General features: G+C 55.3%; 18 protein-coding genes. 7 read left to right on the plus strand and 11 right to left on the minus strand.

Annotated features, from left to right (window positions below):
- Positions 1-25: 25 nt before the first annotated feature.
- The 3 genes from CSC3H3_RS08115 to CSC3H3_RS08125 form a co-directional block, all read right to left on the minus strand.
- A complete protein-coding gene (locus CSC3H3_RS08115; protein ID WP_101271009.1) occupies positions 26-526 on the minus strand; it encodes a universal stress protein in 501 nt (166 codons plus the stop codon).
- Between the two features lie 246 nt (positions 527-772).
- Positions 773-1,606 carry a TIGR02186 family protein gene (locus tag CSC3H3_RS08120; protein ID WP_245881337.1) on the minus strand — a complete coding sequence of 278 codons (834 nt, stop codon included), beginning with the start codon at positions 1,604-1,606 and terminating at the stop codon, positions 773-775.
- On the minus strand, positions 1,606-2,529 hold the full coding sequence (locus CSC3H3_RS08125; protein ID WP_101271138.1) for a sulfite exporter TauE/SafE family protein: 924 nt from the start codon (positions 2,527-2,529) through the stop codon (positions 1,606-1,608). The genes CSC3H3_RS08120 and CSC3H3_RS08125 overlap by 1 nt, the downstream gene beginning before the upstream one ends.
- A gap of 133 nt (positions 2,530-2,662) precedes the next feature.
- Here CSC3H3_RS08125 and CSC3H3_RS08130 point away from each other — a divergent pair, with 133 nt between their 5' ends.
- Together CSC3H3_RS08130 and CSC3H3_RS08135 are read left to right on the plus strand one after the other, a co-directional pair.
- Entirely contained in the window at positions 2,663-2,914 is a 252-nt protein-coding gene (locus tag CSC3H3_RS08130; protein ID WP_101271007.1) for a sulfurtransferase TusA family protein, read from the plus strand.
- 20 nt (positions 2,915-2,934) lie between these two features.
- Positions 2,935-3,426 carry a GNAT family N-acetyltransferase gene (locus tag CSC3H3_RS08135; protein WP_101284526.1) on the plus strand — a complete coding sequence of 164 codons (492 nt, stop codon included), beginning with the start codon at positions 2,935-2,937 and terminating at the stop codon, positions 3,424-3,426.
- Positions 3,427-3,527: 101 nt separating this feature from the next.
- Here the strand turns inward: CSC3H3_RS08135 and CSC3H3_RS08140 are convergent, their stop codons facing one another.
- The 4 genes from CSC3H3_RS08140 to CSC3H3_RS08155 form a co-directional block, all read right to left on the minus strand.
- Positions 3,528-4,883 carry a DUF2336 domain-containing protein gene (locus CSC3H3_RS08140; protein WP_101284527.1) on the minus strand — a complete coding sequence of 452 codons (1,356 nt, stop codon included), beginning with the start codon at positions 4,881-4,883 and terminating at the stop codon, positions 3,528-3,530.
- Positions 4,884-4,895: 12 nt separating this feature from the next.
- Complete coding sequence (locus CSC3H3_RS08145; RefSeq protein ID WP_245881338.1) at positions 4,896-6,857, minus strand: sensor domain-containing diguanylate cyclase; 1,962 nt, start codon at positions 6,855-6,857, stop codon at positions 4,896-4,898.
- Positions 6,854-8,917 carry a sensor domain-containing phosphodiesterase gene (locus CSC3H3_RS24990; protein ID WP_245881339.1) on the minus strand — a complete coding sequence of 688 codons (2,064 nt, stop codon included), beginning with the start codon at positions 8,915-8,917 and terminating at the stop codon, positions 6,854-6,856. Before CSC3H3_RS24990 ends, CSC3H3_RS08145 begins: the two co-directional genes overlap by 4 nt.
- A gap of 133 nt (positions 8,918-9,050) precedes the next feature.
- Complete coding sequence (locus tag CSC3H3_RS08155; protein WP_101284528.1) at positions 9,051-9,761, minus strand: GGDEF domain-containing protein; 711 nt, start codon at positions 9,759-9,761, stop codon at positions 9,051-9,053.
- 156 nt (positions 9,762-9,917) lie between these two features.
- Between CSC3H3_RS08155 and CSC3H3_RS08160 the strand changes: the two genes are divergently transcribed.
- A complete protein-coding gene (locus CSC3H3_RS08160) occupies positions 9,918-10,235 on the plus strand; it encodes a DUF5818 domain-containing protein (RefSeq protein ID WP_101271001.1) in 318 nt (105 codons plus the stop codon).
- Positions 10,236-10,258: 23 nt separating this feature from the next.
- On the opposite strand, the gene CSC3H3_RS08165 is transcribed toward CSC3H3_RS08160, so the two are convergent.
- Together CSC3H3_RS08165 and CSC3H3_RS08170 are read right to left on the minus strand one after the other, a co-directional pair.
- Positions 10,259-11,404, minus strand: coding sequence for an SPOR domain-containing protein (locus tag CSC3H3_RS08165; RefSeq protein WP_157831863.1), 1,146 nt, complete (start codon positions 11,402-11,404; stop codon positions 10,259-10,261).
- 152 nt (positions 11,405-11,556) lie between these two features.
- A complete protein-coding gene (locus CSC3H3_RS08170) occupies positions 11,557-13,938 on the minus strand; it encodes a Lon protease family protein (protein WP_101284530.1) in 2,382 nt (793 codons plus the stop codon).
- 273 nt (positions 13,939-14,211) lie between these two features.
- On the opposite strand from CSC3H3_RS08170, the gene CSC3H3_RS08175 reads away from it, so the two are divergent.
- The gene (locus CSC3H3_RS08175) at positions 14,212-15,165 is read left to right on the plus strand and encodes a PaaX family transcriptional regulator (RefSeq protein ID WP_101284531.1); all 954 of its coding nucleotides are present in this window, start codon (positions 14,212-14,214) and stop codon (positions 15,163-15,165) included.
- A gap of 110 nt (positions 15,166-15,275) precedes the next feature.
- Here the strand turns inward: CSC3H3_RS08175 and CSC3H3_RS08180 are convergent, their stop codons facing one another.
- Together CSC3H3_RS08180 and CSC3H3_RS08185 are read right to left on the minus strand one after the other, a co-directional pair.
- Complete coding sequence (locus CSC3H3_RS08180) at positions 15,276-15,605, minus strand: hypothetical protein (protein ID WP_157831864.1); 330 nt, start codon at positions 15,603-15,605, stop codon at positions 15,276-15,278.
- A 131-nt stretch (positions 15,606-15,736) separates the two neighbouring features.
- Positions 15,737-17,299: an aminotransferase-like domain-containing protein gene (locus tag CSC3H3_RS08185; RefSeq protein ID WP_101284533.1), complete on the minus strand. Its 1,563-nt coding sequence runs from the start codon at positions 17,297-17,299 to the stop codon at positions 15,737-15,739.
- Positions 17,300-17,378: 79 nt separating this feature from the next.
- On the opposite strand from CSC3H3_RS08185, the gene CSC3H3_RS08190 reads away from it, so the two are divergent.
- The 3 genes from CSC3H3_RS08190 to CSC3H3_RS08200 all read left to right on the plus strand — a co-directional run bounded on the left by CSC3H3_RS08190 (position 17,379) and on the right by CSC3H3_RS08200 (position 20,143).
- Positions 17,379-17,666, plus strand: coding sequence for a DUF1127 domain-containing protein (locus tag CSC3H3_RS08190; RefSeq protein WP_101270988.1), 288 nt, complete (start codon positions 17,379-17,381; stop codon positions 17,664-17,666).
- A 133-nt stretch (positions 17,667-17,799) separates the two neighbouring features.
- Positions 17,800-18,777, plus strand: a complete 978-nt coding sequence (locus CSC3H3_RS08195) for a threonine dehydratase (protein WP_101284534.1) — start codon at positions 17,800-17,802, stop codon at positions 18,775-18,777.
- On the plus strand, positions 18,761-20,143 hold the full coding sequence (locus CSC3H3_RS08200; RefSeq protein WP_245881340.1) for a pyridoxal phosphate-dependent decarboxylase family protein: 1,383 nt from the start codon (positions 18,761-18,763) through the stop codon (positions 20,141-20,143). Before CSC3H3_RS08195 ends, CSC3H3_RS08200 begins: the two co-directional genes overlap by 17 nt.
- Positions 20,144-20,161: the final 18 nt, after the last annotated feature.

A 20,161-nucleotide genomic window follows, 5' to 3' on the forward strand; every position in this document is an offset into this window, starting at 1 on the left:
GGGATTTATTATTTTGCCGTGAAAATCAGCTTAGCGCGTCAATATCGGCATCTGACAGGGCGGCTGGCACAATGGTCAGCGGCAGGCGAAGCTGTCCGACAACGTCGCTTTTGGTCAGGGCTGTAATCAGCGGGCCAGGGCCTTCGTTATTGGCGCTGGCTGCCAGCACCAGAATGGAAATCTGTTCTTCTTCCAGCACGCTAAGAAGTTCATCCTTGATGCGGCCTTCGCGAATGAACAGAAGCGGCATGAAGCCGGTCTGTTCATGGACATAACCCGCCAGATCATTGATGCGGGTTTCGGCATTTTCGCGGGCTTCTTCCTGCATCAAATCGCCAACCGCCATCCAGTGCTGGAATTCGGCGGGTTCGATCACGCTAAGCAGGGCAACGCGGCCGCCGGTATGCTGGGCGCGTCGGCAGGCATAGCGCAATGCCTTGGTCATTTCATCGCTATCATCGACAACTACCAGAAATGTTCGGTTATTCGAACTAAGCAGTTCCCGGTCATCATTGTGGGAGTTCATATGGTTCCTGCCCTGTGATGATTTATACAGTGGGGTTGCGGTGTCGACACAACACAGACTGTGATGCCACCTTTATTCCCCAAATTGTGCCGCATCCACGGGCCTTTATCCAAGCTATTTTTGCGCCCTGTGCTGCATGGCTGCCTGCAGCATTTTATATCGATGCAACCCTGGCGCGCAAATATATACCCGTTTCCGTAAGGAAAAAGGTATGTAAGCCGCATGTTTTGCGTGTGGGATTAATGCCTAGTTTTTACGGAAAACAACACTGGCCAGCCAGCCCGCAAACCCGGCAATGATCACCGCGATAATGCCGTAAAGGGCCGAATAGCGATGGGCAAAGTCGTAAACATCGGCGCTGACACCGGTTTTTGACACCACAAGCGGCGTGGTTTTGATGCTGGCGATCCGTCCGTCGCGGATCAGATACACATCAATAACATAGGTGCCCGTTGGCGTGTTGGCCGGAAAATGGATGTCGGTACGAAAAAGCTGATTGGACAGAAAACTGATTTTGGAGGGCTTGTCGTTAAACAGGCCGACATATTCCATATTGCGCAGCAGGGCATCGCGATAAAGGCTGTCGTCGGTGTCATCGCCATTCATGGTGGTGACAAAACGCTGGTTTTGCAGGCCAATATGATAGGACGCAAACAGCCTGTCATTGGCGATCAGCTCGATCGGGCGGCTGGCGGCCGTGGCGTAATAGGTTGGCACATTGCGCACATAGGCGCTTTGGGTGTTGATCCAGATGCCGGCTTTACGTTCCTTGCGGCGCACAACCATGTCGCGTTCGGGGCCGCGCACGGTAATAACGACATCGCCCTTGTTTTCAATCGCGCCAAATAACAGCACATCTGTCCCGGTAAAACCGGTGCTGATTGCCACCAGGTGGTTGGACAAATCCACCACCAGCGGGTCGGCCTTGGCCTGTTTGCCCGGCAGAATGGTGCCCGCCAGCAGCAATAAACCGGCCAGCAGTATAAAAGCCGCTGGTGTGCGTGTGCCGTTTGTCGTGGTTTTGCCAATGTGGGTATTGCGGGCGAGGGCAGCGGGCTGACAGTGATTTGCCATCATCATTACAGGTTCCCCGGCGCGACAGAAAACAGGTCGTTGGGGGTAATGACCAGATCAAGGGCCAGTTTGATACAGACGGCAAGCACCAGGGCCGCCAGCCCCGCGCGCAGGTATTCCGCCTTGATGCGGGCGCCAAAACGCGCACCAAATTGCGCACCGACAACCGCACCCGCGACCAGCAGTAAAGCCAGTGCAATATCAACCGTATGGGTTTGGATGGATTGCAGGATGGTGACGTTGGCAGAGACAAAAATGATTTGAAACAGCGAGGTGCCGATCACGACACTGGTCGGCATGCCAAGGATATAGATCATGGCCGGAACCATGACAAAGCCGCCGCCAACGCCCATCAATGCCGTAAGCAAACCAACCAGAAAGCCCACCAGCAAAGGCAGAAGCGCACTGACATAAAGCCCGGAACGGTAAAACCGGACCTTGAGCGGCAGGCGGTGGAAAAAGCCATGCTGGTGTTTTTTTGCACGCCGGACCGGACCGCTTTTGCGCCGGGTGCGGAAAATGGCGCGCGATGCCTCAATCATCATCATGCCGCCAATGGTGCCCAGAAAGACCACATAACACAGCGAAATGACCAGATCGATCTGACCAAGCGACCGCAGCCAGGCAAAAACGCCAACCCCGGAAGATGAACCCGCAATACCGCCAACCAGCAATACCAGGCCCATTTTGACATCCACATTGCCACGCCGCCAGTGCACGATCACCCCGGAAAGGGACGATGCGACAATCTGGTTGGCTGCGGTTGCAACCGAAACCGCAGGTGGAATGCCAAAAAAGATCAGAAGCGGCGTAATCAGAAATCCGCCACCCACGCCGAACAGTCCGGACACAAATCCGACACCGCCGCCGAGACCCAAAATAAGCAGAACATTTACCGACATCTCGGCAATAGGCAGATAGATTTGCATTGCGGCAGCACAGGCGTGAGCGTTTGATTGATTATTGTCTGTCAGTCTAACATATTGTGCAAATGCAACAATCGCCAAATCGCGGATGCGACCATTTGTCAGCACCGATGATTGAATTTTTAAAGGAAAAGCCATGACAGCATCGTCAGACGAACCATTTGCCCTGGTTCTTGATGCGCGCGGGCTGATGTGCCCGATGCCGGTTTTGAAAACCAAAAAGGCACTGCGTGATGTTCCGGTGGGTGGTGTCATCAAGGTAATGGCAACCGACCCCGGTTCGGTCGCCGATATGAAGGCCTTTTGCGACATGACGGGCAATATTTTGCTGGCATCTCTGCGCGAAGGGGATGTTTTTATTTACCATATCGAACATCGCCAGAAATGAAGGCAGGGGAAACAGAACCAATGAACGCACAGGATATTACCTGGTGGCATGGCAATTTTGACGATATGTCCCTGCGCCAGCTTCATGACCTGCTGATGCTACGCCAGCAGATTTTCATTATCGAGCAGAACTGCATTTTCCCGGAAATTGATGGTCTGGACCCGCTGTCATTTCATGTTCTGGGCCTGATCGATGGCAAGGTGGTTGCCGCCACCCGCATTGTCCCGGCGGGGATTGACCCCAATCACAGCCAGCAGGGCGATGACCCGGCAATTGGCCGCGTCGTGGCATCGTCACTTCTGCGCGGGCAGGGTGTTGGCAGCGCGATCATGAAACAGTCAATTATCGCGTGTGAGGAACAGTTCGCCGGTCTTGGCATTTTCCTCAATGCCCAGCATCATCTGGAAAAATTCTATGCTGCGCTTGGTTTTGTGCAGGAAGGCGAACCGTTTGATGAAGACGGTATTCCCCACATTTCCATGCGCCGACCGGCCAGCTCGCTCGCAGCTTAATAGCTAGTGCCTGGCCAAAGTAAAACAGCAACAGGTGCCAAATTGGCGCCTGTTGCTGTTTGTACACCGTTTTTCAGGGCGTTCTTTGGAATGGATGTGTTTTAGCGCACGCCAACCGTTGCCATGCCGGTGAAAAATTCCAATTGCCAGCGCATGTCATCCTCGCTTAGCGGGTAGGTGTTGCCCGAACGCGGGTTAAGGGCCTGCCCCGGTGGCACATGGCCCAGTTTGACCTGGATTTTCACGGCAAGATCGGCCGGTAAACCCGCCTTCCATGCCAGTGACACCACCCCCTTTGCCGAATGGGTATTTAAAACCTTTGCTACGGCTTCACTGGGGATGCCAGCACGCACAGCAAGGGCTGCGCGGGCAAATTTGACGTCATTTTCCGTCATTGCGGTGGCAATGCGTGCGTCGGTCAGCTTGCCTTTGGCATGCAGGTCCATCGCCATTTGGTAGGCTTCGCTTTCGGTTGAACCGGCGGATTCGTCACCTGCCAGATCACCTTTTTTATCGGCTGCTTTTTTCTTGCTGCCTTTATCGCCCTTGGTGGGCTGGGCGGTAAATTCGCCAGCTTCGATGCGCCGTTCAACGACCTTGCGCACCATGGCGATCTGGTCGTCTTTCAGATCTTTGCGGCGTTCTAAAACCGAAATCAGGTTTTGCGCTACAAAGCGGGCAAGTTTACCTGCCGCTGACGGGCCAAGGGTGGGGCGCTGCACCAGTGGTTCGTGCCATGCTTCAACATCCGGGGCGCGATCAATCAGCTGATCAAGGGTTTCCTCGCGGATCTGGGCAGACCGGTTGCCCAAAAGGTGGGAAATGGCATCGGTATCGGTCGATGCGGCAATCGCATCAGACAGGCGTTCGCTGAGATTGCGGCGCTGGGATACGAAACTTAAGGCACCCGATGCATTATTGGTTTCGATAATTTCCAGCAGGTCCAGTTCGGTCAGAACCGGGGAATATTGCAGGATCGGGCCGCACACAACGGTTTCGGTATCACGTGCAAGCTGCGTGATAATCGGTTGCGGGGCCTGGACAAATTCCTTCAGGGTTTCGGCAATGACCTGCCGCACCTGGATGGCCTGGTCGCGCGCCAGTTTTTCCAGCGCCTGATAGGTCATGCGGCGTAATTTGTCGGTTTCATTGGCCGTCAGGCCATCGGCAAGATTGGCGATTTTCTGTGCCAGCGAACCACGGACGTCGTCATCCTTGTCATCAGTCAGCAGCAGGTCGGCCTGAACCGGTGTTGCCTCGTTTTCCGCGACATGGCGACGAACGGATGCATCGGCATCATTGGCCAGGAAATACAAAATTTCCGGGCGGGTATCATGGCGCTGCGCAAGGGTGCCGCGCACATTGGCCGCGGGGCTTGCGGCCATGTTTTTGGCCTCTTCATAGGAAATCGGCGTTTCCTTGCGTCGCGTAAAGACACGCTGCAAAAAACCCTTCATCGGGCAGGCTCCCTAGTCCGTTCTGGTCGGTGCATGCACACCAACTGGTTCCGCAATGGCATAGCTGCCCTTGCCGTGTTTTTTTACATAATACATCGTGTCGTCGGCACGTTGCACCAGATCATCGATATCTTCGGTTTCATTGACTTCATGCACAGCAATGCCCAGCGAAATGCCCAGCGGTTTGTCTTCTCGGCCTGAAAGGGGGCGCAGCGTTGCGCTGGCGGCAATCAAATCCTTGGCACGGGATTCGGCGGCAACCCGGTCGGTGCGATCCAGCCAGACGACAAATTCGTCACCACCCAGGCGCGCAACCAGGTCGCCAGGGCGGGTATTGTCCTGCAACATGCGGCTTAGGGTCAGGATGGCTTCGTCACCGCGCTGATGGCCGTGCACGTCATTGACCAGTTTGAAATTGTCCATATCCACATACATCAGCGCGGCCGGGGCGGGTTGATGCAAAAGGCGGTTATAACGGCGTTTCAATTCGTCAAAAAAGGCGCGCCGGTTCAAAAGGCCGGTCATGCCATCGGTCCGCGACAGCGTGACAATGCGGTCGTGATTATCGGCCTGTTCAATGGCAATGCCAATTTGGTCGGCAACGTCATCCATGATGGCTCGTTCGGCCTCGTTGGGCAGGGGATTTTCGCGTTCAAACAAAAACGCAACAGCCCCATTCACCCGGTGGTGATAATGGCAACGACGTACCTTAACCCAGTAATTACCATGAATGATTTCCTGATGGTCGGTATCTGCGGGCAGGGCTTTCAGAATGTCAGCTGCGACCTTTTTGTGAATATCTTCGCCGGTGCTCGCTGCGTCCTGCATATCGCCATCTTCGTTATCGGCATCGGACCGGAAAATGATACAGGCCGCACAGGCAAGAGCGCGCGAGCTGGCGGTTGCGGCATTGCGCAGAACCTCGGTCGGGTCAATTTCATCGCGCATGGCGCGCACGATATAGGTAATCAGCCGGTCACGGTTTCGCGCATTGGCAATTTCGGTTTCGTGCTGGCGCTGTTCGGTAATGTCGTGGGCCAGGCCGCGTGCACCACACCATTTGCCATCGCGGTTGATAATCGGCGTTGCCGAAACCGACAGGCAGGCGGTGCTGCCATTGGCCCGGTAAAACCAGATCGGCATGTCACGCACGGCGCGTGTGGTACGGAAAATCTGTTCGGCATCCTGGTCGGTTTTTTCGATCATGAATTCGACCGGATAACGCCCCAGAAGGGCCTTTGCCTGATAATCCATTGCGCCGCGCGGGGATACGAAAACGAATTTCCCGCTTTCATCGGTTTCCCAGGCAAAGGCCGATGACACCTCGACAATGTCGCGGTAGCGCTGGCGCGAATCAATCAGGGCTTCGCGCAGGTTGCGATCCATCGATACATCGCGCGGTAGCAGCAAAATGAATTCGTCATGCATGGGCAGGGCGGTCAGCTCCAGCGTTGCCGTGCCACGCTGGACTTCAAATGTCAGCAGTTCAACGACACCGCCCGGTGTTTCTAGGCCGCGCGCCACCAGCGCAACAATTTCGGGAAACAGCCCTTCGCGGATACCATCGGCAAAGCCCATGGCATTTTTATTGGCAAAAAGCGGGGTGCCATCGGCGCGCATCACCATCACCGGGGCCTCGGCCTGGGCCATGGTGGTGGGGTTTAATTCAAACCGTAATGCGCTTTGGTCAACGTCGCTGGCATCATCATGGGTCAGGGTGCCGCTGATGGCGGCTTCGCGGCGCTGAATAATGCCTTCCTGATCAATTTCCGGTGCGGCACTGTTGCCACCTGTGGCGGTTGCGGCGGGAACGGCGCCGTCCACGGCCTGCATAGGGGCCATGTCATCGGGCAGGGATTGTTCAAGTTTGCGGGCGGCTTCGGCCAGTTCCGCGTCGATATTGGCTTTTTCGCGGGCGACGGGCACCTTGTCATTGGGCGATTTTTTGATGCGGTCAATCAGGCGCGAAATCATCGGCGGTCTCCTGCTGGCGAAGGTGCATGTGCGGTATTCATGCTCGCCACGGGGCGGCTGTTTTTGGGCGTATAGCTGACGGTTTCGGGATGCCCGAAATGATAGCCCTGCCCAAAATCAATACCCAGGTCACGAAGGGTGGTGAAGGTTTCCATATCGTGGATCATTTCGGCAATCGTGCGAATTTTCAAATCACGACACAGCGAGGCGGTTGCCTTTAAAAAGGCGCGGCCTTTGGGGTTGGCCAGTGCGGTTTGCATCGCCCGGCCATCGAATTTGATCACATCCACATCCAGGGCGCTAAGATATTCAAAATTGGCGGCCCCGGCGCCAAAATCATCCAGACAAACCATATGGCCGCGTGTGCGTAGTTTTTGCAGGGTTTTGTTCACCCGGCGCAAATTGGTGATGCGGGCCGTTTCGGTGACTTCAAAATACACCAGTGACGGGTCGATGGCGAATTCACCCAGAACCTGCAACAGGGCCAGGTCAAAATCATCTTGCTCCAGTGAATGACCCGAAAGATTGATGGCAATATGAACGTGGGACGGGCAGGCATCCGATGTCATATATTCCAGAACCTTGCGACACATTGCCAAATCAAATTCCGTGATCAGGCCGGTGCCTTCGGCAAAATGAATGATCTGGTCAACCGCAAGCGTATCATCGGTGCCGGTAAAACGGGCCAGCGCCTCGTAATGATGGACTTGTTCGTCATGCAGGCCGACAATCGGCTGTAAGGCCACCGTGAAAGACCCGCTTTTGACGATTTCACGAAACGCCCGAACCGATTTCATCGTTTCCTGAATAAGGCCGGGCAAACTGGCCGACAGCTTTTCGGCGCTGACATCACCACGATGATCGCGGCGGGCATGCAGCCGGTTAAGGGCATAGGCAACAGCACGGGTCAAATTGGTGGCGAAACCATCACCGGCAATGCTTTGCTGATGATGCACCGCATGGGCAACCTCGTAATCCGGCCCTTCAAATACGGGTTCTTCAATGGCTTCGATATCGGGTGTTTTATCCGCATCCAGCGCCGTCAGGTTTGATGCAATGGCCGCATCATCCAGCGGGTCCAGCGCACCAAGGGCGGCAAGGGTCGCATCATCGACCGGCTTGTTAAACCCGTCCTGCGCGGGGGCATCCGGTATTGGTGGCGTGGTATCCGTATCCGCTTTGCCGTCCAGTGCCCGGGTTCCGCTGTTATTGTCACCATCATATGGTGTCGTATTTGCGGGCGCATTTTGCGCAAAGGCGTGGTCGTTCAAATCGGCGCGCAGGGCACTGGCATAGGCAACGATCCGGCGTTCCAGCTCGATCATGGGTTCATGCATGCCTGGGCGCGGGGGGGTGCCTGTTGCCACGCCATCATTACGGTTGCGCTGTCGGATCATGTCAGACAGTTCGTTGGCCGCTTCGGTTTCCGCCCGGCTGCGCGCAGCCGCCAGGTTTTCCAGAACGATCAGCGCGGTATTATGATGCGGAACATCGCCTGCACCGCTGTCAATGCCATTGGCACCGGTACTGTTTAATTCGTTAAAGCGCGACATGGCCGCTTGTGGCACATCGGGTTTGCCGGAGGTTTTTTTGCGCGAAAGGCGGGTGCGCCCCGCTAGACCCTGCTGCAATATAAGGCGGTCAATGCCGTGGCGCGCACGCGGGCGAATGGCACGATGGCGGATTGCCAGGAAATAGCGTGCAATCGGGTCGGATATCAGATAGCCGCTGACCGAAATGGGCAGCACAGATGGCGTTGCCGGGTTTTCGTTTGCTGGAACCTGCAAATCAAGGTCAAGTTCCTCAAGGCGTTTGATGCCGGTACTGCTATGCAGATAGGCACGAAGCAGGGGGCGTTCGGCCGGAATGATCAATTGTTCCAGCGCCTCGCCAACCAGACGTTCGGGCGTGCAGCCCAAAAGGCTTTCAATGGCACCGGCGGCAAAAATGACATAGCCGTTCTCGTCAACTTCCAGCAGCATGTCTGCCCAGCAAAACGCCATCGCGGCCAGAAGGTCGCGGTCGGTTTCGCCAAAATCTGCCGAAGAATGTTCCGTCATTCAATGACCGCCAAGCTATTCTTATGATGTTGTGAACGGGTTAGAATGCCCCATTGATAGTCACCAATGGTATAGATAGCGCTTATTGCAGCGATAATGAAGGAAAACCAGAAAAAATAACGCGGTTTGCGGGTTATGCCGCGCTGTTTTTGCCACCCTCACGAAGGATGGCATCATCCATACTGGCATTCGTTGCCGGGTTGCGGTGTTTGTTGCGATACATTTCCTGATCGGCGCGGTGCAAAAGCCCTTCAAGATCGCCATTTTCCGCACCTTTTGCCATGCCAAAACTGGCCTGCACCCGGATTTGGGCCTGCTGCCACATAATTGGTGCGCGATGCAGCGATGATTTGACCCTGGCAATAAAGCGTTCGGCGTCTTTTACGCCCGGCGCATAAATGGCGATGGCAAATTCATCGCCACCAAGGCGCCCGGCAAAACCCTGCCGGGGCAGGTGTTTTGTAATCAGGCGGGCAAAATGGCGTAAAACCGCGTCACCGGCCGCATGACCATAGGCATCATTGGTGTGTTTGAACCCGTCAAGATCGGCAATGATAACGCGCACATTTGCCATTTCGGCGGTGTTTTCGCCCAGATGAAGGCTTAACTGGCGGGTAAAACCCCGCCGGTTCAAAAGACCGGTCAGGTCATCGGTATCCACCAGGCCTTCAAGCTGTTTTACACGGTTTTCGGATTGATCAAGGCGTTCCTGCAGGGAACGGACATGTTTGACAAGCGTTGTCAGTTCAGTGGTCAGGCCGCCATTTTCGCCATGCTGGGGCACCGGGCGCGTTTCAGCCGCCTTTATCAGCGATTGCAGCAGGGGAAGGTCAACATCTTTCATGTTGTTCCATCGCTAGTTTCTGGCAATGACAGGTGACGGTGAAACGGCTACATAATGGAATCAGAAGTGCTTTTTTATAGGCTGTCGGTTACAAGAGTCTTAACAGATCCTTTAACGCCAGTTTTTAAATGAAAATACGTCAAGGAGACGTGCAAAATGAGTTTCAGGTTGGGTCGCACACACGCAAGAATTCTCGGCGCGTCGGCGCTGGTTCTGCTTTTGGGCGCTTGCAGCACCTTTCAGCGCGAAAACATTACCGTTTCAGGTGAAATTACCGATCAGGGCCAGGAATGCGTCACTTTCCGCGCAACGGATGGCACCCTTTATGCGCTTGCCAACAAGGCAACCTCGTTCCGCCCCGGTGATCTGGTGCGTGTTACCGGGCATAGCGCGCTTATGACCACCTGCCGCGAGGCATCGACCCTGATTGTTGATAAAATTACCCTGCTGGCACCAGCCAAAACCGCGCAATAAGGGCGATTAATCGCCCTTGCACGCTATTTCGGGATGCCAATGCATTCAATGCCGTCAGCCTGAAGCTGGCGGCATTTTTCTTTGGCACTTGCCAGGGTTTCAAAACCTGCCATGCGGAGGCGGTGAAACTGCCCTTTGCCTGCAACGTCAACGGTACCGAGATAATGGTGATAGGCCGCTGCCATTGTGGGGTAACGTACCGCAAAGCTGGCCCAATATGTTTCCGCACCAATGGCTGATCTGAAAGCGCCAAGCTGAATGGCAAAATCACCGTTCGTTGCAGGCTGTATTGCGGCAGGTGTACCGGGCATTGCGTGGCCCGCGTCAGGCGCATTCATTGGGGCAGGCATGGCAGCAGGTGCTGGCATTGCCGCAGAGGGGGCCATCGGTGCCTTTGCGGGTGCCATGGCGGATGACGGTGCCTGTTGCATATCCATTGCCGGCGTTGGTGGCGCTGGTTGGGGCGGCATTGTCTGTGCTGGAGCTGGAGCTGGAGCTGGAGCTGGAGCTGGAGCAGCCTTAACAGGTGTCGCGTCGGGCAGGGGGCTTGCAAAAATATCGTTATTATTGCTGCCACTCGCGTCCGGTTTTACGCCCGTTTCTGGCGAGGGTGTAAAATTGTCCCGATTGTTTGCATTGTCACCCTGATCAGGGTTTTGGCTCCAGGGTGTCACGATTTGGGGTTGCGGTATTTGCGGTTTTGCCGGTGTGGTTATCACGGGCTTGGCAATAACAGGGGCGCTGACCGGGGCCGTTTTGGCCGCGGGTGGCGTTTTGGTTTGCTGGGTCCAGTTGCTGCTGGCTGATCCCGTGCTGTCAGACTGCATGATCGATGCCTGAATGACGTTCGGGTCATTGGGCCGGATGCCGCGATTGGTCACAGCTTTGCGGGGAATATTGCTTTGCCCGTTCGCCGTGTTGCGATACTGACTGGAAAGTAGGAAATCCGCTGTTTGTGCATCTTCGGCGGTGTTCTGGCTGGTACTTGCCTGTCGGCGTGCCTTTGCCATTTCCAGCAAATCCAGTGGACGGGGTGTGGATGCAGGTTGGCCGGTGATGGTGCGTGCACTGCCAGGCAGGTTTGTTGGTATGGCGGCAACGCCGCTTACGGTATCAGCACTGGTGTTCAGATCGGCATTTTGGGCCAGGGCGGGGGCGCTGGCCGACATAATCATGCATCCCAGCATCAATGCCATCAGTGATGCGCTGCCTGTTGCGGTGCGCTTGCCCGCAGGCATAACGGGCGAAAGCCGCCCCTGACCAGCGCTGTGATCAGGGGCGGCGATAGGTTTGATGGCTTTTGGCTGGGATCGCAACATTGTTATTCAGACCATCCCGGATAGGCGTGACGTTCGCGCAGTAGCACATCATTGCGGCGCAGGCGTTCAAGGGCACGGCCAAAAACGCTGTCCTCGGGATAGTTCCCCTCGGCATTGTCGCCACAGGGTTTGCCCGTCAGAATTTCGATGGCATCGCTGATATTATCAATCGTCCAGATATTGAATTTACCCTGCCGGATGGCATGGACAACTTCTTCACGCAGAATGATGTTTTCCGCATTTGCCGCCGGTACAATCACACCCTGATCGCCGGTAAAACCCTGATCGGCACATATGCGATAGAAGCCTTCGATCTTATGCGAAATGCCACCAACAACCTGGGCTTCACCAAACTGGTTCATTGAGCCGGTCACACCGATATTCTGTTTGATCGGCACATTGGCGATGGCAGAAATAATGGCGCACAATTCCGCCAGCGAGGCCGAATCCCCTTCGATGCCACCGTAATTTTGCTCGAATGTGACCGAGCAGGCAAATGACAGCGGAAATTCCTGGGCGAAGCGCGATTTCAGGAAACCCTCAATTGTCATCACCGATTTTTGCTGAAGCGGCCCTGAAAGATCGACCATGCGTTCGATATTCAAAACGCCAAGATTGCCCACATAACTGCGAGCTGTAACGCGGGCGGGCAGGCCAAAGGCGTGGTCGCCGTAATCAAGTACCGTCAGGGCGTTGACCTGGCCAACCACGCTGCCAAAACTGTCAATCAGGACTTCACGGCGCTGAACGCGTTCGTGTGAACGGTCTTCGAGGCGGCTGTTGCGGTGGCGGCGTTCCTCGATCGCGCGTTTGACATCAGCGGCGCGAATGGTGGTCCGTCCACCCGATTTTGCCAGTGCGCCTGCTTCGATGGCAACATCTTCGACCCGTTCGATCTGGGCGGAAAGTTTATCGCGTTCTCCGGCCCAGCGCGATGCCTGGCCCAAAAGCTGGCGGATGGCACCGGTATCAATGGAAATACCGGCACGGTCCTGCACCGATTGCGTCAAAAGCCCGGTATAGGTTTTGATATTGCCAGCAACGGCAGGCATATCGGGGTCGATATCGGCCTTTACGCGGAAATGGTTGCGGAAATCCACGTCGAGCGAAAAGAAGCTGTAGTAATATTTGGGCGCACCAACGATGACAATTTTAACATCCAGCGGAATGGCGCGTGGTTCAGGCGCACCGGCGGTGGGCGGTCCGGCCTTCTGGCGTTCCTCGATGCGGATTTCACCGTCACGAAGGGCAGCTTTCAGGTAATTCCAGCTTTCTTCATGTTCGACCAGCGATTCGGCGCGCAGCACCAGAACACCGCCATTGGCGCGATGCAATGCGCCCGGCTTGATCAGCGAAAAATGCGGGTGCATGCCACCCGCCATGGGCCGGTACTGAATTTGCCCGAACAGATTGTCGTAATTGGGCGAAGGTTCGAGTACGACATCAGGATGGTCATCGCGGGAATGGTCAATCAGCAAATTAACCGCATAACGATCCTCGACCGTTTCGGGCATTTTACCATCACCAAGGTCGATGGCGGGTTGATCGTCCGGTTCTTCAAAGGCATCGATATTATCAAGAATATCGGCCTCCAACGCATCAAACCACGCTTTCAGGCCCGGTGCGGTAAACTGTTCACGCAGTTTTTCAATGCGCGGTTTTAAGACCACGCTGGCAGCCGACCGGCGCAGGCCATCCAAGGTTTCGCCAATCTGGTCTTCCAGGTCACGGGTGGCCAGCAGGGTTTTACGGGCTTCCTCGGCGACTTCCTCAAACACGGCATCGGCGGTATCGCGACGTTCCTTGGGCAGTTTGTCCATTGCGACGGGTTCACCCTCGTCGTCAATGGCAACAATCATCACGCCTTTTTCGTTTTCCTGCACATCAAGGCCGCGTTCACGGGCGAAATTGCGCAGGATTTCAAATTTGTCGCGCACCTGGTGGCGGGCGTCTTCGGTTTGGGCCTGGGTTTCGGTCAAATGCGCGGGGGCGTTAAAGGCCGATGCAAAGGCTTCGCGCAGATGCGAAATCAGGGTTTCCATCGCATCGGTCAGCTTGCGGCCATTGCCTGGTTCCAGGCTATAGGGGCGCGGGCGGTTGCTACGCGAAAAATTGTTCAGATAAACCCAGTCGGACGGGGCCGGGCGGTCTGCCATGGCCTTTTTCAGGTAATCCATTGTCGCCGTCATGCGACCGGCACGATCAAGGCCCAGCACAAATACGTTAAAGCCCGGTTCGGACATGGACAGGCCAAATTTCAGGGCCTCTGCCGCACGATAATGCGATGTGAAATCGAATATTTCGGGTGATGAGTCCTTTTGCGGACTGCGAATACGGAAATGCGGAAAGCTGCAATCGTCGGCTTCAAGGCGGGAAATCGGCATGTTCGCTCTTTTGTAAGGGCCCCGGAAACCCGCGCTGATCGGAATGAACGAACGCAGGTGCAAAATGATTTTGGAAGGAAGCGCGCATGATGGTCAAGCATTGCCTGCGCGAAATTTCTGCGTGCGGTAAATTCCCGTAAAAATTGCCAAATTTTTTGATACGGATATTGGAAATTTTTGCAAAAAACGTATCATGTTGCGGTCGCTTTACCTTGGCTTGAATATCGCGAAATTGATCTTTGCGGCAAAGGGTCCGCTATTTCAGGGAAATGCATGAACCGAAAATTAAACCCGGCATATCAACAGTTTGAACAGATACGTTCCACGCTGGATTTAAGCAGCCGTGCCGTTGTCATCACCTTTTTGTGCGATGTGTTGCGGCCGCGTGGTGATTCGGTTTTTCTGGCGGATTTGATTGCGCTGCTCTCGCAAGTCGGGGTTAGTGAACGTGTTTTGCGTACTGCGGTTTTTCGCATGTCGCGGGATGGCTGGCTGGAAACGCAGCGCGTGGGGCGCCAGGCGCTATATCAGGTAACCGCCGAGGGCTGGCGGCTGATTGATCCAGGCTGCCGACAGTTTTATACCGCACATGTCGATAAATGGGATGGCCAATGGACACTGATTATATTTGATAATCACGCCATAACCGCAGATCAGCGCCGTACGGTTGCCCGGTTATTAGGCTGGCGCGGGTTCGGTGCGGTATCGGCCAATGTGTTTGCCCATCCCGGCATTGATATTGCCCTGACACGGCAGATTTTAACCGAAACCGGGCTGGCGCAAACCGCCATTTCATTGCGGGCAGAGACACAGGATATCGCGGAATCCGCTTCGCTTCGCGATATGGTCGCCGCAACCTGGGATCTGGCGGCATTGCAGCGGCAATATCAGCAAAAACTGGCCCTGTTTGAACCTTTATTGTCGCTTGATCTGGCGGCGTTATGCTCGCCAGAACTGGCCTTTGCCCTGCGTATGTTATTGATGCATGGCTTTAAACAGGTGGTGTTGCGTGATCCGGGCCTCCCGGCAGAGCTTTTGCCGGCAAACTGGGCCGGTATCCACGCCAGGGATGTCATCCGCAGGCTGTATTGGCAACTGGTTCCGTTGTCCGAACCATTTGTAAATCGTGTCTTCAACCAGAATGATCCGGCGATACCCGGATATAACCCGCCTGCATCCTGGTTTTTCAGGCGGTTGGGTGGGGCAGAGGCCCCGCCCGCCGCCTGATTTTACGGATGGAAAGTGGAAGTTTTGCCGCAATAGCTGCAATAATCGGATTTGGCGCTGAGCGCATGAAGGCAGCGTTTTTTGTGCTGCCTTCATGACTTCAAACAGGCTTAAATCGCCTCGGCGGGTGCCGTGTTGCGTTCAATCTTGCGCAGATATTGCAGGATATAGGCAACCGCCATCAGAATGGCCCATTGTAGCAGGCCACCAACAGCAAACATCAGGCTGGGAAGGTAAACCATGATGGCATATTGCCCACCCATGCCATAACCCATGCGATGGGGCAGGGTTGCCAGCGCCATGACCAGACATGCCGCGAGAAAAAGGGCGGCCAAAACCTGTATCAGTTTTTCCAGCCAATGGCTTTGCGTGTCCTGCCGTGGTTTGGCTGTCTGTGCGCTTAAATAGCCCGTCGCCCGGTCTTCATTGCTTGTATGCATGGTACGTCCCCCAATCATGTTTGATATGTTTGTTTGCGGACATATCTCTCCATGATTGGGGAATGAAATGCAATATTTGCGTGTATTTGTATTTTTATGCACTTTTTAGGTGTTTAAAAATGCATCTTGTTTCACATCACATGGGCGTCGCTGAATTCGCTGGTTTGCAGCAGACGCAGGATGATGTTCACCCCATGATGGATGCGTTCGGTGGAGCGTTCCGCCCCGAATGACAGACGAAGTCCGCGGGGTGGGATGCCAACGGCAAATTGCTGGGCTGCGGTTAACATCACCCCGGAATTGGCGGCATTCATCACCAGTTCGCTTGTTTCGATGTGGTCGGGCAGGGCCAGCCAGATGTGGTAATTGGTGGGGTGGAACCGCACGTCATATCCCTTGAGGCTGCCCAGAATAATGCCCAGGCGGCGGGATGCTTCTTCACGGTGCCAGGTTTCATAGCGTTCGATGGTACCATCATTGATCAGGCGCGTGACCAGTTCAAGATTGATGCCCGGCGTCATCCAGCAGGTGGTGCGAATGCCGCTGGCCAGCTTGGCGATATACTGGATCGGCGCATGAATGAAACCAATGCGAAGCCCGCCCCCCACACTTTTTGAAATGCCATTCAAATAAATTGCCCGTTCCGGGACAAAACAGGACAGGGGCGGCGGGGCATCCGGGTCCAGAAAACCGTAAATCCCGTCTTCAATCAGCATCAGGTTATGTTTACGCAGCACTTCGGCAATGGCGATGCGGCGTTCGTGGCTCATAGTGCTGCAAAGCGGGTTGTGCAAAGTCGGCATCAGGTAAATGACGCGGGGCGATTGCGTACGGCACAGATTGTCGAGCACATCTGGCAGAATGCCTTCTTCATCCATGGCAACACCGCGCAGGCGAAACTGCATCATGGCGGCAAGGCTGCGCAGGTTGGGATAGGTCATTTCCTCGCACAGGACCAAATCGCCCGGGCGGGTAAAGGTCATCAAGGCCACGGTCATGGCATGTTGTACGCCCGCCGTTGGCAGAACACGGTCAGGATTGTCATCCAGGCCGAACCGCCCGGCCATTTTCGCCAGGGCCTGGCGATGGTGGGGCATGCCATATTCGGTTTTATAAGTGATCAGGTTTTCGATCGGCCCGCTTTGGGCAATGTCGATCAGAACCTGGTTAATATGCGTTTCCTGCGGCGGCAGCGGGCAGTTCATCCGGAAATTGATGGGGCCGTCTTCGACCAGCACCGGATAGGGCTGGTCGGAATCGCGGCTTTTGGTGAAGGAAACGTCCGCCGTGCCAAAATTTACCGGCGTGCTGGTAACACCCGATGACACAAAACCATTACTGGCGTTCTGGCGGGGCAGGTCGGCATCATCATCGTCATTCTCGGCGCGGGGCTGCTCTTTGCCATAGGAAACCGGATGGCCGGGAAGAAGCAACGGCGGGCTCATATCAAGCGGTGCACTGACATAGGTGCCGCGCCCCACCTCGCCAATGGCAAGACCCAGGCGTTCTGCCTCGCGGTAGGCGCGCGTAACGGTGCCAACAGTAACGCCAAGATGATAGGCCAGATCTCGATGGGTCGGCAGGCGGTCACCCGCCTGTAACTGCCCCTTTTCAACGGCATCACCAATGGCGTGCGCGATACGGCGGTAAACCGGGCCGGTTCCGGATGAAAGATCGGGTATCCACATTGTCATGGTGACAATGTTTAGTTTGACATGGATACAATGTCAATGACAAAAGGGAATCGATACAATTTGGAAGCAGGAGGAAAACATGACGAATTGTAACGATACAATCCGGTTTCCTGCGACTCTCGCAGGCGGTACGATGCAGCATGGCCAGAGCGCAGGGGATGCCAACGCAGCCCGCCAGGGTATTGTGCTCTCGGTGACCCGTCGCCTGTTTGCATTCCTGGTGTCGGCACAAAAAAACTCAAGGGATCGTAACAGTGTACGGAAACTTGATGACAGATTGCTCAAGGATGTTGGCCTGAAGCGGTCTGACATTGATCACTATGTTTCGGCACCCTTGAACAATGATCTTCCCCCGCGCGGTTTTTAACCGTGCAAGCGGCCGGAACGCCCCGCTCTCTCGCGTTCCGGTCGCCACCCCTTTTGGGGTACAATCCTGATCTGTCCAAAGGCAGACAATTCCCGGCCTAAAGAAAGATACAATTCCTATACAGGGGTACAATATGTTCACTGCTCGCGAACTGATGGACGCTGCCGAATTTGTGCATGGTTATGTGGCACCGACCCCGGCCATCCGATGGCCGCTGATCGAGCGTGCAACCGGGCTTTCCATTTATGTGAAGCACGAAAACCACACACGACTTGGCGCTTTCAAGGTGCGTGGCGGGTTGACATTTTGTCGTTATCTTTCCCGATCTACCCAGATCATCAATGGCATCATCAGTGCGACGCGCGGTAATCACGGGCAAAGCCTGGCCTATGCCGCCAGCGTGTTTGGTCTGCGGGCGACCATTATTGTGCCGCATGGCAATTCGCGCGAAAAAAATGCATCGATGCGGGCATTGGGTGCCGATGTGATCGAACATGGGGATGATTTCCAGGATGCCGCCGATTTTGCCCGGCAAAAGGCGGTCGAGGATGACCTGGTTATGGTGCCGCCCTTTCACCCGGAATTGGTGCGCGGTGTGGCATCCTACGGCATGGAGCTGTTTGGCGATGTCGAGGACATTGACCGCATTTATGTGCCAATCGGCATGGGGTCGGGCATTTGCAGCCTGATTACCGCGCGTGACGCCCTAGGTCTGAAAACCGAAATTATCGGTGTGGTGGCAACGGGGGCCGATGCGGTGCGCCAGTCCTTCTTGAAGGGGGAAATTTGCGAAACCGCCAGCGCCAATACCTTTGCCGATGGTGTTGCTTGCCGCAAACCGGACCCGGCCGCCTTTGCGATTATCAAAAACGGGGCTGCCGATATTATTGCCGTTAGCGATGATGAAATCATGCAGGCGATGCGGCTTTATTTCAGTGCAACCCATAACCTTGCCGAAGGGGCAGGGGCGGCAGCCCTGGCCGGCGTGGTTGCAGATCGCAAGCGCGCCATTGGCAAGAAAAACGCAGTTATTTTAAGCGGCGCAAATATTGACCGCGATATTTATGCAGAAATCCTGCAGGGAAGTAGTCCAGATGAACCGGAAATTTGATGATTTAAACGAAATTGGTGACATCTTCGCCCTGACGGGCGAAATCGCTCGCGAATATCTTCAGGCGGGCGAAGATGCCCCGGTAATATGCGCTGATACCAGCGCCTTTGATCCGGCAGCCCCACTGCCGGCCCGCGGTGACGGTGCGATTGCCGCACTTGATGCCCTGAAGACCGACATCCTCCCCCTCGTTGCCACCTCGACAGGGCCCCGTTATCTGGGATTTGTGACCGGCGGAGCCACGCCAGCAGCCATTGTTGGCGACTGGATGGCCAGCGCAATCGACCAGAATGCAACCGGGCCGGACGGCACTGTCACCGCGGCAGTTGAACAGCAGGTAATAAACTGGATTTGCGATTTGGCCGGCATGCCACGTGGCCGGTTCGATGGCGCACTGACCACAGGTGCAACCGCATCCAACCTGCTGGCCGTTGTAACCGCACGCCAATGGTGCGGCGAACAGATTGGCGTTGATGTGGATGCCGATGGGGCTATCGCCCTGCCATCTTTTGAAATATTTTCCGCCACCCCGCATGCCAGCATGATCAAGGATCTGTCAGTTGCCGGGGTGGGGCGCAACAACGTCACCCGTATAGTGACCGAACCGGGGACCGAGGCCATGCATGTGCATGACCTGGCAAACAAGCTGGAAAACAGCACATCAAAGGCAAAAATGGTGATTGCCAGTGCCGGCACGGTAAATGCCACCGACTTTGATGACCTGGTTGCCATTGCTGATTTGTGCGCGGCCTATGGGGCATGGTTGCATGTTGACGCGGCCTTTGGCCTGTTTGCCGCCCTTGATGAACGCCGCGTGCACCTGCTTGCCGGGATCGAACGGGCAGATTCCATTACATCGGATGGCCATAAATGGCTGAACGTTCCCTATGATTGCGGAATTTTCCTGACCCGGCAGATTTCGGTTCTGGAAAAATGCTTCCGCGCCTTTGCCCCCTATCTGGCGAGCCGGGCCGAGGGCAACAGTTACATCAATCGTGGTGTCGAAAATTCGCGCAGGTTCCGTGCCTTGCCTTTATGGATGGCGATCAAGGCCTACGGCCGTGCCGGTATGGCCGATATCATCCGTCGCAATTGCGACCAGGCGCGTGATTTGGCCCATTGGGTGGCGGATCATTCCGGGCTGGTTTTGTTGCGCGACCCGCAGCTTAATGTGGTGATGTTCTGTGGCCGTGGTAATGATGATGCCAACCGCGACCTTCTTGATCGTATCAATGGCACGGGCAAGGTGTTTTTGACCCCGACCATTTATAATGGCCGCTTTGGTTTTCGTGCAGCATTCAGCAACTGGCGCACCCGGGACCAGGACATTGAAATTATCAAGGATGCCATTAACAGCGTGTTGTAATTAAAACAGTCCATATCG

The organism is Thalassospira marina (genome assembly GCF_002844375.1).
Lineage (GTDB): Bacteria > Pseudomonadota > Alphaproteobacteria > Rhodospirillales > Thalassospiraceae > Thalassospira > Thalassospira marina.

Bases quoted from the DNA above. Each gene is read 5' to 3' on its own strand.
- CSC3H3_RS08130 (WP_101271007.1), top strand. From the start codon at position 2,663: ATGACAGCATCGTCAGACGAACCATTTGCCCTGGTTCTTGATGCGCGC.
- CSC3H3_RS08200 (WP_245881340.1), top strand. From the start codon at position 18,761: ATGAACCGGAAATTTGATGATTTAAACGAAATTGGTGACATCTTCGCC.
- CSC3H3_RS08180 (WP_157831864.1), bottom strand. From the start codon at position 15,605: ATGCATACAAGCAATGAAGACCGGGCGACGGGCTATTTAAGCGCACAG.
- CSC3H3_RS08115 (WP_101271009.1), bottom strand. From the start codon at position 526: ATGAACTCCCACAATGATGACCGGGAACTGCTTAGTTCGAATAACCGA.
- CSC3H3_RS08160 (WP_101271001.1), top strand. From the start codon at position 9,918: ATGAGTTTCAGGTTGGGTCGCACACACGCAAGAATTCTCGGCGCGTCG.
- CSC3H3_RS08140 (WP_101284527.1), bottom strand. From the start codon at position 4,883: ATGAAGGGTTTTTTGCAGCGTGTCTTTACGCGACGCAAGGAAACGCCG.
- CSC3H3_RS08120 (WP_245881337.1), bottom strand. From the start codon at position 1,606: ATGATGATGGCAAATCACTGTCAGCCCGCTGCCCTCGCCCGCAATACC.
- CSC3H3_RS08190 (WP_101270988.1), top strand. From the start codon at position 17,379: ATGACGAATTGTAACGATACAATCCGGTTTCCTGCGACTCTCGCAGGC.
- CSC3H3_RS08185 (WP_101284533.1), bottom strand. From the start codon at position 17,299: ATGACAATGTGGATACCCGATCTTTCATCCGGAACCGGCCCGGTTTAC.
- CSC3H3_RS24990 (WP_245881339.1), bottom strand. From the start codon at position 8,917: ATGACGGAACATTCTTCGGCAGATTTTGGCGAAACCGACCGCGACCTT.
- CSC3H3_RS08175 (WP_101284531.1), top strand. From the start codon at position 14,212: ATGAACCGAAAATTAAACCCGGCATATCAACAGTTTGAACAGATACGT.
- CSC3H3_RS08125 (WP_101271138.1), bottom strand. From the start codon at position 2,529: ATGCAAATCTATCTGCCTATTGCCGAGATGTCGGTAAATGTTCTGCTT.
- CSC3H3_RS08195 (WP_101284534.1), top strand. From the start codon at position 17,800: ATGTTCACTGCTCGCGAACTGATGGACGCTGCCGAATTTGTGCATGGT.
- CSC3H3_RS08165 (WP_157831863.1), bottom strand. From the start codon at position 11,404: ATGTCGGCCAGCGCCCCCGCCCTGGCCCAAAATGCCGATCTGAACACC.
- CSC3H3_RS08135 (WP_101284526.1), top strand. From the start codon at position 2,935: ATGAACGCACAGGATATTACCTGGTGGCATGGCAATTTTGACGATATG.
- CSC3H3_RS08170 (WP_101284530.1), bottom strand. From the start codon at position 13,938: ATGCCGATTTCCCGCCTTGAAGCCGACGATTGCAGCTTTCCGCATTTC.
- CSC3H3_RS08155 (WP_101284528.1), bottom strand. From the start codon at position 9,761: ATGAAAGATGTTGACCTTCCCCTGCTGCAATCGCTGATAAAGGCGGCT.
- CSC3H3_RS08145 (WP_245881338.1), bottom strand. From the start codon at position 6,857: ATGATTTCGCGCCTGATTGACCGCATCAAAAAATCGCCCAATGACAAG.